General features: G+C 59.0%; 12 protein-coding genes. 6 read left to right on the top strand and 6 right to left on the bottom strand.

Features of this window, described 5'->3' with window-relative positions:
• Window positions 1–10: 10 nt before the first annotated feature.
• Both ACSSVC_RS31020 and ACSSVC_RS31015 read right to left on the bottom strand, forming a co-directional pair.
• On the bottom strand, window positions 11–3658 hold the full coding sequence (locus ACSSVC_RS31020; protein ID WP_492611841.1) for a transporter substrate-binding domain-containing protein: 3648 nt from the start codon (window positions 3656–3658) through the stop codon (window positions 11–13).
• A gap of 122 nt (window positions 3659–3780) precedes the next feature.
• On the bottom strand, window positions 3781–4956 hold the full coding sequence (locus ACSSVC_RS31015) for an EAL domain-containing response regulator (protein WP_346636004.1): 1176 nt from the start codon (window positions 4954–4956) through the stop codon (window positions 3781–3783).
• A 330-nt stretch (window positions 4957–5286) separates the two neighbouring features.
• Between ACSSVC_RS31015 and ACSSVC_RS31010 the strand changes: the two genes are divergently transcribed.
• Window positions 5287–5916, top strand: a complete 630-nt coding sequence (locus ACSSVC_RS31010) for a response regulator (RefSeq protein ID WP_346636005.1) — start codon at window positions 5287–5289, stop codon at window positions 5914–5916.
• A 323-nt stretch (window positions 5917–6239) separates the two neighbouring features.
• Here the strand turns inward: ACSSVC_RS31010 and ACSSVC_RS31005 are convergent, their stop codons facing one another.
• Entirely contained in the window at window positions 6240–7451 is a 1212-nt protein-coding gene (locus ACSSVC_RS31005; RefSeq protein ID WP_492611840.1) for a M24 family metallopeptidase, read from the bottom strand.
• Window positions 7452–7749: 298 nt separating this feature from the next.
• Between ACSSVC_RS31005 and ACSSVC_RS31000 the strand changes: the two genes are divergently transcribed.
• Both ACSSVC_RS31000 and ACSSVC_RS30995 read left to right on the top strand, forming a co-directional pair.
• Complete coding sequence (locus ACSSVC_RS31000; RefSeq protein ID WP_346636007.1) at window positions 7750–8508, top strand: LuxR family transcriptional regulator; 759 nt, start codon at window positions 7750–7752, stop codon at window positions 8506–8508.
• 93 nt (window positions 8509–8601) lie between these two features.
• Entirely contained in the window at window positions 8602–9504 is a 903-nt protein-coding gene (locus tag ACSSVC_RS30995) for a proline iminopeptidase-family hydrolase (protein ID WP_346636008.1), read from the top strand.
• A gap of 50 nt (window positions 9505–9554) precedes the next feature.
• Here ACSSVC_RS30995 and ACSSVC_RS30990 read toward each other — a convergent pair whose 3' ends face one another.
• From ACSSVC_RS30990 to ACSSVC_RS30980, 3 genes are all read right to left on the bottom strand, one after another.
• Window positions 9555–10853 carry an NAD(P)/FAD-dependent oxidoreductase gene (locus ACSSVC_RS30990; protein ID WP_102865469.1) on the bottom strand — a complete coding sequence of 433 codons (1299 nt, stop codon included), beginning with the start codon at window positions 10851–10853 and terminating at the stop codon, window positions 9555–9557.
• Between the two features lie 60 nt (window positions 10854–10913).
• Window positions 10914–11087, bottom strand: a complete 174-nt coding sequence (locus tag ACSSVC_RS30985; protein WP_043274580.1) for a DUF3094 family protein — start codon at window positions 11085–11087, stop codon at window positions 10914–10916.
• A 189-nt stretch (window positions 11088–11276) separates the two neighbouring features.
• A complete protein-coding gene (locus tag ACSSVC_RS30980; RefSeq protein ID WP_123724495.1) occupies window positions 11277–11906 on the bottom strand; it encodes a DUF1780 domain-containing protein in 630 nt (209 codons plus the stop codon).
• 145 nt (window positions 11907–12051) lie between these two features.
• Between ACSSVC_RS30980 and ACSSVC_RS30975 the strand changes: the two genes are divergently transcribed.
• The 3 genes from ACSSVC_RS30975 (at window position 12052) to ACSSVC_RS30965 (ending at window position 13484) form a co-directional block, all read left to right on the top strand.
• The gene (locus ACSSVC_RS30975; RefSeq protein WP_346636009.1) at window positions 12052–12519 is read left to right on the top strand and encodes an FAD/FMN-containing dehydrogenase; all 468 of its coding nucleotides are present in this window, start codon (window positions 12052–12054) and stop codon (window positions 12517–12519) included.
• Window positions 12516–13205 carry an energy-coupling factor ABC transporter permease gene (locus ACSSVC_RS30970; protein ID WP_346636010.1) on the top strand — a complete coding sequence of 230 codons (690 nt, stop codon included), beginning with the start codon at window positions 12516–12518 and terminating at the stop codon, window positions 13203–13205. Before ACSSVC_RS30975 ends, ACSSVC_RS30970 begins: the two co-directional genes overlap by 4 nt.
• A gap of 63 nt (window positions 13206–13268) precedes the next feature.
• Window positions 13269–13484 carry a hypothetical protein gene (locus ACSSVC_RS30965; protein WP_346636011.1) on the top strand — a complete coding sequence of 72 codons (216 nt, stop codon included), beginning with the start codon at window positions 13269–13271 and terminating at the stop codon, window positions 13482–13484.
• The last annotated feature ends 12 nt before the right edge of the window (window positions 13485–13496 follow it).

Here is a 13496-nt window from a genome sequence, read left to right as displayed (position 1 = left end):
CGCCTTGTTGTCAGCCGAGGGGCAGTTCCTCCCAGGCCTTGCGTTGTTCAAGCAGGCGCTGTTCGAGGGTGACGATGGCCTGTTTCACCTGTTCCACGCATTCCGTGACCATGTCCAGGGACAGGTCAGGGCTCAGGCAGGCATCTTCTAGCTGGCGACAGCTCTCTACCAATTGTTCGCCCTTGACCACGCGCGCAGCACCCTTGATGCGGTGCGCCAACTCTGCCAGCTCGGCTGTCGCCTGCTTCTGGAGCGAGGTGTCGAGGCTCTGCATGTCCGTGCGATTGTTGCTGAGCAACTCACTCAAAATGTGATGCAACATCGTCGGTTCGCTGCCCACCAAGGTATGCAAGGACTCCAGGTCGAATACCCGGGGAGAGCGGGCGCTGGCTGGCTTCGGGGGCTGTTGGTTCTCGCGTTCCCCCTCATCGGCCTGTCCCATGGACAGCAGACGTTCTTCCAGCTCATCCAGGCTGATGGGTTTGATCAGGCAATCATTCATTCCCGCCTGGATGCAACGCTCCACTTCCTCCTGCTGGGCGTCGGCGGTCAGGCCGATGATCATCATTGGCTCGCAGGCGTTGTCCCGTTCCTCCTGGCGAATTGCCCGGGTCATCTGGGCGCCATTCATGATCGGCATGTGACAGTCGGTGATGATCACGTCAAAGGCCTGCTCACGCCAGAGATGCAGTGCTTCCAGGCCGTTCTCCGCCTCGAACACGTCATGTCCGAGAAAGCACAGTTGTTGCTGCAGGACCTGGCGGTTCACCGGATGATCGTCCACCACCAGAATCTGCAAACGGTACATGTGGCGCTTCCTGACCTGAGGCGGACGCTCAGAGGTGGCCACGCGCTCCAGTGCTTGCAGGCGCAGCTCCACATCCACCCGGGTGCCATGGCCCAGGGCGCTGCTCATCGACACCTGTCCACCCATCATTTCGCACAGGGAACGGCAAATCACCAGGCCCAGGCCTGTGCCCTCGATGTTCTGCACATTGCGCTCTACTTGGGCGAACGGTTGGAACAGATGCTGCTGGCTGCAGGGAGAAATACCAATTCCCGAGTCTTCGACACTGAGCCTGACCCGTAGCAAAGAGTTTTCCACCAGATCGCCGGAGATGGTCACCTTGATAAAGCCGGCTTCGGTGAACTTGATGGCATTGCTCACCAGATTGGACAGGATCTGCTTGAAGCGCATCCCGTCCACCAGCACGTCGCCGTTGATGCTGGAGTCGATCTCGAGGATCAGGCTCAGGCATTTCTGCCGAGCGAGTCCCTCGAATACCCGGGCCACCGACTCCACCAGTTCGCGCAGGTTGGCGCGTTTTGGCGAGAGGCTCAGGCGTCCGGACTCGATGCGGGCGATGTCGAGGATATCGCCGATGAGCTCCAGCAGGCTTTTGGCCGAGCTGTAAGCGATTTCAATGCTGGAGCGCTCGATCCGATCGCTGTCGGCGCGTTTGAGCGCCAGTTCCAGAATGCCGATGATGGCGTTCATCGGCGTGCGTATTTCATGGCTCATGGTGGCCAGGAAGGTGGTCTTGGCCCGGCTGGCCTCGTCGGCGAGATTCTTCGCCTCCTTCAACTCCTGGACCAGATGACGGTGCTTGGTAATGTCCAACCAGCCACAGATCACGCCCTTAGTGACACCGTTGGCGTCCTGGAATGGCTGAATCCAGTGCTCGATCCAGACGTCCTTTCCCTGCAATTGCACGGCATACACGGAGGTAATGGTCTTGCCGTCGTTGATCGCTTGCAGGTAGTTCTGGTGCAGGTCGGGCTCTGCTGAAAAGTGCTCATTGGGCAGTTGCTGCACGGTCTTGTTCAAGACTTCTTCGGCAGTCAGCCCGACGCTCTGCAGATAGCTGCGGTTGCAGGACAGCATGTTGCCTTCGATGTCCCGGATATAGAGGGCCGGAGGCATGTTTTCTGCCAGGGTCTCGATAAAGCGCAATTGTTCATTGAGGGTTTTCTCGGCCTTGACCCTGCGGCGCAGATAGACGACCCAGAGCAGCGACAGTAGAAGCAGCAACGAAGCGCCGGCAATGATCTCGGCGATCATCAACGCATAGTCGCGCCAGGTTTCGCTGCTCATGCCCGGTGGCGAGCGCCAGTGGTTGGCGATGGCGTTCAAGTCGTCCGTCGGGAGGCTGATCAGGGCCTTGTCGAGGATGGACTGCAGTTCCGAATCGCTTCGTCGCAGGGCAAAGCTAGCGGTTGCCTGGCTGGTGTGAATCAGGTCGGCAACCGCCAGGCGATTCTGGAACAGGCGGACAATGTAGTAACGCGAGGCCGGTAATGACACCACTGCGGCATCGGCGCCGCCGGCATAGACCATGTTCATGGCGTCCAGCGAGGTACCAACTTCGATCACTTCGGCTTTCGGGTAGAGCTTGCGCACATGTTGCAGTGTCACGTGCCCGGTAGGGATGGCCAGGCGCTTGTCTGTCAGGTCCCCTGGCCGTTGTGCCTTGCCTTCTTTGTCGGTCTGGGTCACGAGGACGAAGGGGCTGGTCAGAAAGGGACGGGTAAAGCGCAGGTTGTCCTCACGTTGTGTACTGGCGGTCATGATGGCCAGGTCGGCCTCTGATTTGCGCAAGGCTTCAATCTGTTCCGGGTAGCCGCCGTTGCGAGCGGTGACTTGGAAGTACAGCCCGGTGCGCTGTGATATTACTTCCAGCAGTTCAGCGGTGACGCCCGAGAAAATGCCGTTAGCGTCGAAGAAGGCAATGGGCGCCAGGTCGTCATTGATCACCAGGCGTATCACCGGATTACGGGCGATCCAGCGCGACTCTTCAGGCGTCAGTGCCACCTTTTCGTCCGACGGAATGAAGCCGCTACCTACCCAGCGTCGACTCAGGCTGAGGAGCTTTTCCTTACCGATAGCGTCGATGCTCTGGTTGAGAATCCGCAGCAGGCGCTGGTTATCCTCTTGCAGCGCATAGCTGTAGCCGCCTCGGGAAAAGTCGGCGAAGCGCTCGAACTTGAGAAAGCCGTAGTAGGAACGATTGATACGGAAGTAGGCGCTGAGGACATCGTCCACGTACATGTCGGTATGACCAAAGGCGGCTGCGGCTATGGCCTCGTCATGGGTGGGATAGACCATCAAGCGGGCCAAGGGAAAGCGTGACTGCAGTTGCGCGCTGTGTTCCTGGGCCACAGAAACTCGTAATCCGGCCAGATTGGAGGGAGATTTGCGTGACTCGTCATTGCGTTTGAACAGCGCCAAACGACCCTCGGCGAAAGGTCGGCTGAACCTGATGGCGTCGGCAGGCGGCTCGGAGCTGAAGCTGCCCAGCAGGTCGATGTTGTCAGTCTGCAACGCCTGCATGGCCTCGGCCCGGGTGGCGAAGGGTACGATCTTGATGCGAACCCCGAGCATCTGCCCAATCAGAGCGCTGACGTCAGCGGTAATGCCCTCGTAGTGATTGTCGTTGTAGCTGACGTTGAAGGGGGGCGGTTCTGTAGTCACGGCGCCGATTTTCAGTTCCGACTTGTGGCGCAGCCAGCGCCAGTCTTCATCCTCAAGGGCGAGGTCGTGGTGATCGAGGCGTACCGTGCTGTACAGCGTATTGGGCAACGTCGGAGGCTGGGCCGCTGCCGGTTGAGCACTCAATATCGCCAAGCAGATAAAAAGCCAGAAAAGTCGTGAATGCATGATCGCTTCAGATAGTAGGGGGCCAGATGACTCTATCAATGAGTAACAACGCAATGAGCGCGGGGCGGACGGTACAGGAACCTGTGCGACGGGTCGCCACTTTGATCTGTTGTCACAAGGGACTAACGGGTGCAGTAGGCAATGAAATGACTTTCCGGCATCGGCCGTGCGAACAGAAAACCCTGGGCTACTTCGCATCCCAGCTCCAGTAGGCGATCCTGCTGCTCGCGGGTTTCCACTCCTTCGATAATCAACGACATGCCCAATGAGCGGGCGAGCGCCACCGTATAGCTGATGACGGCGCTGCGTCTGGGTTGATGCCCCATCTTGCGCACGAAAGTGCCGTCAAGCTTGATCTGGCTGAAGGGCAGCTCGCACAGGCGATCCAGGGAGGAGTAGCCCGCACCGAAATCGTCCATGGCCAGACCGCAGCCCATCACCCGCAGGCGTACCAGGTTCTCCAGGCTACTGGCGGGGGCGCTGATCAGGCTGGTTTCGGTGATTTCAAAGGTGATGCTGCTGGGTGGAACCTGAAACAGCGTGAGCAGTGAGGCGATGGATTCGGTCAGAGTCTGGGACGCCAGCTGTGATGGATGCAGATTGAACGAGAAACCCAGGGGGATGCCTTTTTGCGCCAGTTTGCGGCGCAGGGCCAGGCCCTGGTCGAACAGCTGCCAGAACAGGCGGTCCAGCAAGCAGTGGTGTTCCATGATGTGCAGGAAGTGTGAAGGCGGCAGTACTCCCAACTGTGGATGATTCCAGCGAGCCAGCGCTTCCGCACCCTGCAGAGACGCGTTGTCGAGTGTCACCTTGGGTTGGTAGTAGGGTTCGAATTCGCCGTTGTCCAGGCCGCGAATCACGTCCGTCAGGGTGGGGAGTTCGGACTTTTTCAGCGTTGTGACCAGACTGTGGCGCTGGTTCTGATAACGCGTCAGCAAGGTGGTCAGACGCTCCAGATTGAAGGGCTTGCCCAGATCACCGAGGAAGTTCAAGCCCAGGCGCTTGATCATCGAGACGGTGGTGTGTCGCAGAACCGGATCGATCTGGCTGCACAGGATCACCGAGTGCAGCTTTGCGCTTTGGCTGGCATGGCGCAGAAATGCCAAGCCGTCCATTCCGGGCATTTTCAAGTCACAGATGGCAATGTCCATCCTTTCGCACTGCTCCAGCAGCGCGAGTGCCTCACTGCCACTGGCCGCCTCATGCACCTGCCCGGGCATCACTTTTTTCAATGCCGTGACGGTAACCAGGCGTTGCAGCGGTTCATCTTCCAGAACCAGAACATTTAAATGTCGCATTGCCGGCTCATGTCATTATTTGACGGTCATAGTGCTTAAGGCTCTTGAGTCGCGGCCATGAGGCAAATCCCCATGTACAGTAGGAAATTTCCTATTGAAAAATCAGACCGTCTGATTCCTTAAGGAGAAGTCATTAACCCCTTGTATCGTTGGTTATTTGCCAGGAATCTGAATTTTCTGGGGGGCATCAAGGTATTACACACGCAATACCTATATGACATCAGCGTTTTATACAGATACGTAAGTTGCAGCTGATTGAGGTGCGGTTACGTATATTTTCCGGGCGGTCCGGCTCACCCGAAGGCCGGGTTTTTAAGGTGAAGTGACAATATGCACAGCGTATTGATAGTTGACGATCATCCCGTTGTTCGGCTCGCCGTTAAGGTTTTGCTGGAAAAGAACAACATGCGGGTGGTGGCCGAAACAGACAATGGATTGGATGCGCTGGAGCTGGTGCGCGAGCATGGGCCGGATGTGGTGATCCTCGATATCGGTATTCCCAAACTGGATGGCCTCAAGGTGCTTGCGCGCATCAAGGCACTGGGCCTGCCTACTGAAGTGCTGGTGCTGACCTCGCAGTCGATTGAGAGCTTCTGCCGACGCTGCATTCAGCTTGGTGCTCGGGGCTTTGTCAACAAGGAGGAGGACTTGGGCAATCTGGTAGTGGCTCTGAATGCAGTGTTGGCCGGTTACACCTTTTATCCGTCCCTGGCTTTGGACGTTTCCATTCCCGCAGCGGAGCAGCAGTCCGAGGCCGAGCAGATAGGCCAGCTGACCGATCGGGAAATGATTGTGTTGCAGTACCTGGCACAGGGTTATTCCAACAAGGCCATTGGAGAAAAACTGTTCTTGAGCAACAAGACAGTCAGCACCTACAAGACCCGACTGTTGCAGAAGCTGGGGTTGGGGTCGCAAGTAAGCCTGGCGGAGTTTGCCAAGCGCAATGCGTTGATTCCGTGAAGTGAACAGGGTCGGCTACTTGTAATGTCTGGTTTCACTTAGTTGTGTCTGTATCGCAACTGAACCATAGGGGCATGCTGATTTTGTTCTTTCTGCATGACTTGAAAAGTGCCAGGGCAGGCACCTAAGTGAAATGGACGGCATATGTTTTGATTGGGTTTCAGGGCCCATCCTGGATAAGCCCTGAAAGCTCTTGTTGCTTAAGATTTTTCTTGTTGGATTTCAGCGGTAATCGCTGCACTCTTCACGGTTTTTTTGCTTTGCAGATGCAGAGTCATCAAGAGAGCATTGAATATCCGAGCCGGGCGGTTCTGATCGTCGCTTCAGCGGTCGATGATGTTGTGCTGTGGTCCATAGGGTAGCCGGGTGATGTTTTCCGCGCCCCGGGAACTGACGATCAGAATGTCGTGCTCCCGATAGCCACCGGCACCTGGCCTGCCTTCGGGCAACCTGATCATCGGCTCCATGGACACCACCATGCCGGGCTCCAGCACTGTGTCCACGTCCTCACGAAACTCCAGCCCGGTCTCGCGTCCGTAGTAGTGATTGAGGATGCCGAACGAGTGGCCGTAGCCGAAGGTTCGGTATTGCAGCAGGTCGTGTTCCAGGTAGATTTCGTTCAACTCTCGGGCAATGTCGCTGCAGCGGACGCCGGGTTTGATCAACCGCAATCCGGCCTCATGCACCTTGAGGTTGATTTCCCAAACCCGCAGATGAGCGTCGGGGCAATGGCCAAGGAACAGTGTGCGCTCCAGCGCGGTGTAGTAACCGGCGATCATCGGGAAGCAGTTGAGGCTGAGGATCTCTCCCGGCCTGATTCGCCTCGAGGTCAGCGGATTGTGTGCGCCGTCGGTATTGATCCCTGATTGAAACCAGGTCCAGGTGTCCATCAATTCGGCTGCGGGAAAGGTCCTGGCGATTTCCCGAACCATGGCCTGTGTGGCGTGCAGGGCCACATCGTACTCCGGCACCTGATCCTGCAGGGCGTCGATGGCGGCGGCCCCACCGATGTCGGCGATGCGTGCGCCCTGGCGGATCAGCGCCTGTTCTTCTGCTGACTTGAGCATGCGCATGGTCATGCACTGCGCGGCGATATCCAGTAGTTGTGCCCGGGGATAAAGCTCGACGAAGGCTTGGTGGCTGGGCAGGGTGAGCTGGTCGAACTCCAGGCCCAGCCGTGTTGCCTGGGGCAAGGCCTGTTTGACCGCAACGAAGAAATTGCCCCGTTGCCAGTCGGTGTAGACCACCTGAGCATCACAGACTGCGCGACGCCCAGGCTGCCCTCCGTCGATATTGGCGCTGATCAGCACCGTGCGCTCCCGGGTCACTACCAGGGCGTACTGGCGGCCGAAAGAGCAATACAGGAAGTCGGCGTAGTAGTTGATGTTGTGATACGAGGTGAACAGCGCCGCGTCGATATCCTGTCGGGCCATGTAGGCTCGCAGCGTGCTCAGGCGCTGGGCGTACTCCTGCGCTGAGAAGGTTGAAGGGACTTTTTCACCGTTGCGGATCTGAAGGGTCTTGGGCATCTGCATGGCACGGGTCCTTGTCTGCAATGAGCGATGCGCGGCGCCACACTCGGGTGGGCCATGAAGTGGCATTGCAACAGATAGGGGCGGTGCAGGCATGCGTGGTACCGACCTTGAGGTGGTCGCCAGCGCTGCTTTTCAAAGGGGCTGGGGGAGGGTGCAACATGGGCCTCGTTAATGAAGAGCACGTCGACGGCGGGTAGCACAACCTGGTAGTTCTTATAGGTTTTGCCTGGCCGGTTCCTATCGAGCGTGGCATTCTAGGCCCTGCTGTTAAGGATCAGACAGTAAGGAAACTGAACGGATGCAAAGCAGGCTCGCGGAAGTTAACACACGCCTTTTGCCAGGAAACTCATTGCATGAGCGAATGGCGGGGACCATGGACATGGCCTCGGCGCTGGGGTTCGATGCCCTGGTTTACGACTACAGTCCGGTGCCCTTTGATCAGCAAGGCGAGCTGATCATTCCCAGTGCAATGGTCTGCAATACCCCAAAGGACTGGCTGGAGCTCTGGTGCGACGAGGGGTATTACCATATCGACCCGGTCCAGCAGGTGGCTCTGGACAGCACCTCTCCCTTTATCTGGTCCTACAGGCCCGAGGCGGAAACCGTCTTGCGCCAGGCCATGGGTCAGCAGCACGCGCCGGTATCGAGTTACCTGCAGCATCATCAGATGTCCCATGGCATGACCGTTCCCATCCACTTGCCTGGGGGTGGTTTCGCCAGCCTGACCGGTTTGCGCTCGGGCAGTACCCAGGTGGCCTTGCATGACCTGCAACAGGTCCTGAGGGATTTCACACTTCTTTCTCATGCGCTGCAGGAACACCTCTATCCGCAGCTCAGTAAAAGTATTCGCAGCTATCCGGTTCAACTGACCAGGCGTGAGCGCGAGTGCCTGAAATGGGCGGCCGAGGGCATGACCTCCGGCGAAATTGCTGAGCGCCTGCAGCGTTCCGTGGCCACCATCAACCTGCATCTGACCTCGGCGATGCACAAGTTGGGCGCCAAGAATCGGGTTCAGGCCGTGGTTCGAGCAGTTCACTATCGTTTGTTGGAAAACTGAAGCGAGCACAAGTGGCCCTGTCTTATCGCTGATGCTGGGTGCAGGCCGAAGATTGAAAGACACAGGGTGATCGTCATCAGGGAGTGATGCGCAATGAAAGCAAGTAAACCACCACAGGAAGGTTATGCCTCCTTTGGCTCCTGGCAGACCTGGTATCGGGTGACGGGGGATCTGCGGAATGGTCTGACGCCCCTGGTGATACTGCACGGTGGCCCGGGCTGCACTTATGACACTGTGGATGCCTTCAGGGATGTGGCTGCCAGTGGCCGGGCAATCGTTCAGTTCGATCACCTCGGCAGTGGATTCTCCACTCACCTGGAGGGCAAGCCCTCTTCATTCTGGAGCGTCGAGTTGTATCTGGAGGAGCTGAACAATCTTCTGGATCACCTGCGCATCAGTGAGGATTACGCCTTGCTCGGGCATTCCTGGGGTGGGGCTCTGGCCAGCGAGCATGCCGCGTTGGCCCCAGCGGGCCTGCGTGCCCTGATCATTGCCAATGCTCCGGCCGACATGCGGACCTGGCAGGCTGAAACCCTGGGTTTGCGTGAGGCTTTGCCAGAGGGGGTCTTGCAGACGCTGATTGGCCACGAACAGGCTGGAACCCTCCATAGCGCCGAATATGTGCAGGCCTCGCAAGTATATTTTGAGCGGCACGTTTGCCGGCTTCGGCCTTGGCCGGAAGAGGTGGTGCGAATCTTTTCCAGGGGATGTTGCGCTACCGCGATGGAAGGTGCGCCGCAGCGGGCTGAGAACTTCCCTCTACTGAGCAACCTGCAGGACTGGAGCATTGTCGAGCGCCTGCCACGGATCAAGGTGCCGAGTCTGCTGATCTCAGGACGTTACGACGAAGCGACTCCAGCAGTGGTCAAGCCCTATCTGGAGAACGTTCCGGACATCCGCTGGGCACTGTTCGAGAACTCCAGCCACATGCCTCATATCGAGGAGCGGGTTGCCTGTATGGGAACGGTGGTGAGCTTTCTGGATGAGTGCCTGTAGCCCACCCATGCGCCCCGCTACCTTGCGTAGCGGGGCGTACGTTCAAGCGCTTAGTGCAACTTCAAGCGTGGGTCGGTGCCTCGTCCAATCCGGCTGCCGAGCATCAGCATCGCCGTGCGGAACACCCCGTACAGGGCCATCTGGTGCATGCGGTAGAGCGAGATGTAGAACATCCTCGCCAGCCAGCCTTCGAGCATCACACTGCCGGTGAGATTGCCCATCAGGTTGCCCACCGCCGAGAAGCGCGATAGGGAGATCAGCGAGCCGTAGTCGGTGTACTTGTAGGTCGGCAGATCCTTGCCTTCGATGCGCAGTTTCAGCGACTTGGCCAGCAATGAGGCTTGCTGGTGCGCAGCCTGGGCCCGTGGCGGCACATTACGGTCGCTGCCCGGTTGCGGGCAGGCGGCGCAGTCGCCGAAGGCGAAGATGTTCTCGTCACGGGTGGTCTGCAGGGTTGGCAGTACTTGGAGCTGGTTGATTCGGTTGGTTTCCAGGCCGTCGATGTCCTTGAGGAAGCCCGGCGCGCGAATGCCTGCTGCCCACACCTTGAGGCTGGCGGGAATGGTTTGGCCATCAGCGGTGATCAGACTGTCGGCGGTGACTTCACTGACTGACGCGTTGGTCAGCACCTTGACCCCGAGTTTCTCCAGGGTCTTGTGCACCGGCCCGCTGATGCGCTCGGGCAGGGCCGGCAGCACCCGTGGACCAGCTTCGATCAGGGTGATGTGCATGTTTTCCGGGAGGATCCGGTCCAGACCGTAGGCGGCCAGCTCATGGGCGGCGTTGTGCAGTTCCGCCGCCAACTCCACACCGGTGGCACCGGCGCCGACGATGGCTACGCTGATCTGTTCCACGGCATCTGTCTGCCCGGCGTGGGCTCGCAGGTAGTGATTGAGCAGTTGCTGGTGAAAGCGCTCGGCCTGCTTGCGGGTGTCGAGGAACAGGCAATGCTGGGCGGCACCCTGGGTGCCGAAGTCGTTGGTGGTACTGCCCACGGCGATCACCAAGGTGTCGTAGCCCAATTCACGGGCCGGCAACAGTTCTGTGCCTTCCTCGTCATAGGTGGCAGCCAGTTGGATCTTTTTCTGTTGACGATCGAGCCCGCTCATACGGCCCAGCTGGAACTCGAAGTGGTTCCATTTTGCTTGGGCAACGTAGTTGAGTTCGTCTTCAGAGGAGTTCAGTGAGCCGGCGGCCACTTCATGCAGCAGGGGTTTCCAGATATGGGTCAGGTTGGCGTCCACCAGCATCACACTGGCGGTGCCGCGCTTGCCCAGAGTCTTACCCAGGCGGGTCGCCAACTCCAGGCCGCCGGCGCCGCCGCCAACGATGACAATACGATGAGTCATGGGGATATCTCGCAAGGCTAAAAGAAATCGGTGCAGTCAACCGAGCGAGCGCGATGCAGCTCATAGCGTCAGGTAACTGATAAAACGGCTCAACAGGCCCAGGGCGACCGTCACCACGACCACCACCACAAGGAGCATCCACGGCCGAAAGGGCCGGCGCTCGACTCGGTGCTGGGGCAGTTGCAGGTATTCTTCGACATGGCGTTGGTCGTCGGGGTTCAGGCGGCTGCTCATAAAGGGCCTCGTCAGGTAGACGTCGCAACACAGGGGAATGTTACAGCGCGATGCAATCGAGCATTTACCGAGCATAGCCGCTGCCGCGTGGGGGCTCGATGACGAGGTCCCGGCGTTGGCAGGCAAGAGCGCTTTTTTACCATTGCTCGGGATATTGCGCCATGCCCACGGGAGGCGGATTGACGGACTTTACAAACTGATGCCGACGTCGAAAACGATACTGCGGCCCAGGTTGCTGCGCAGAAACTCCGGCGCATCCGGGTGGGCGAACAGCACCCGGGCGAAGGTCGGTCCCACCAGCGACAGCGACCGCCAGCCCTGGCGCAGGTATTCGGTGGGCGGTGGGAAGTGGCTGTTCAGGTCCAGCACTTCGCGCTTGAGGGCGGCGAAGGCAATGATGTCCAGCTCCCCCAGGTCCATCCCCCGCTCCTTGTAGTTATGGGCCTTTTTGCGCAGGGTCGGCGCCAGGCGCAGCAACAGTTCGTTGGCCGGGATGCGCTTGGGCTTGGCTTCGCGCCGTACCAGTTGGCTCAGGGAAAATGCGCTGCGCCGGCGTTGCAGCTCGTCGCGCCATTCATCATTGAGTCGGCGGCCTTCATCAAGGACGAAGAACACCTCGAAGCTGGCATCGCGAAACAGCACATCCGGCGGCTCCTGCCCAGCGGCGCTGAATTCGTCGTTGCGATAGGGAATATTCAGGCCTTGCAGCAGGCGCTGGCAGACCCAACGCTCACGCTCCCATTTGCGGGCATTGGACAGAAACGCGTTGGCTTGTTCGGCCTGAATGGTGAGCAGGCGCAAAAAATCTGAGTCATCCATATCCCCAAGCTTAGCGCTCAAATATGACCTTAAAAACTACGCTTCTCGAAAAACCTCTGCACCCGGTCTCCGGCAGTGCCTGCTGGAGGCTGCCAAGGGGCGGTGTAGACTGTTTGCCGTCCTACCCCTCGATAAGGAGTGTGCAGTGAAGCGCTGGTCAATTCTGTTGCTGGGCCTGTTGCCCTTGTGGGCCCAGGCCCTTGAAGTCGGTGAGCGTCTGGCACCCTGGACCTTGCTGGATCAGTTCGATCAAGCCTACAGCCTCGATTCCCAGGCGCAGATCCTTCTGGTGGCGCGAGGTATGGACGCGGCCAAGGTGGTGAACGGGGCGCTCAAGGACAAGCCCAAGGATTATCTGCAGGCGCGTCACGGGGTGTTTGTCGCGGATATCCAGCGCATGCCAGCGCTGATCGCCAAGCTGTTCGCGGTGCCGGCCATGCGTGACTATCCCTACCGGGTGATGCTCGACCGCGAAGGGCGTGTGGCCTCTCGTTACCCTGCCGCCGAGGACAAGGTCCTGTGGCTGCAACTGCAGGATGGCCAATTGGTGTCTCGGCAGGAATTCGCTACCGTCGAGCAACTGCAGGCCGCGCTGGAGAAAGTCCGGCCATGATCAGCGCGGCGCTGCTGTCACCGGAAAGCCTGAGCATCGGCTGGCTGCTGTATGTGGCGGTAGTGATCTGGGCGGTGCTGAGGGCGCCCTGGGTCGAGCTGTTCACCGATAGTCGCCGTCAGCATTTACTGTTCGGAACAGTGTTTGCGCTGTTTCTGCTGTGGTTGGTGCGCCGGGATTTCGACACAGGAGTGTCCTATCACTTCATCGGCATGACGGCGGTGACCTTACTGCTGGACTGGCCTCTGGCGATTGTCGGTGGCCTGATTGCGCAACTGGGGTTGCTGGCCCTGGGGCGGCAGGACCTGGCGGCGCTGGGGGTCAATGGCGTTTTGCTGATCCTGTTGCCGGTGGCGGTAACCGAGGCCTGTGCCTGGCTGGTGGAACGGGCCCAGCCGCGCAACCCCTTCGTCTATATCTTCTGCTCCGGGTTCTTCGCGGCGGCCCTGTCGGCGCTGTTCTGCCTGCTTTGCGGCCTGGGGCTCTTGTGGCTCGACGGGCGTTTTGTCATGCCCGAATGGCTGGAGGATTTTGTCGGTTACCTTTGGCTGATCATCTTTCCGGAGGCATTTATCAACGGCATGGTGATCAGTGCCCTGGTGGTGTTCTGCCCGGAATGGCTGGAAACCTTCAATCGCACCCGCTACCTCTCTGCGCCCTGGAAGGATGAGGACCCGCGCCCTTGATCCATATCAACTCCGAGCCTGGGGCCGCGCTGCATGCTCGGCAAAAATCTCAGGAGTGCGGTCATGAGTGTCTATCAGTGGGCTCGGCAGGAAGTGTGCGACAGTCTGCACAGTGCCCAGCAGGAAGGATTTGAACCGGGGTTGAGCCTGCGGGCGCTGCTCAGTGCGGTGGTGCAGCAGAGCAAGAGTGTACGTAGCATCGAGGATCTGGCTGACGAGTTGCAGTTCCTCGCGGAGAACCTCGATGACGATCAGGACTACAGCTTCATGCGGCCCTGATCGGCGTCGGTT

It is taken from the genome of Pseudomonas sp. E1BtOHC1 (assembly GCF_058744285.1).
Note: the sequence above shows the minus strand (reverse complement) of the source record. Positions and strands in the feature narration are given on the sequence as shown.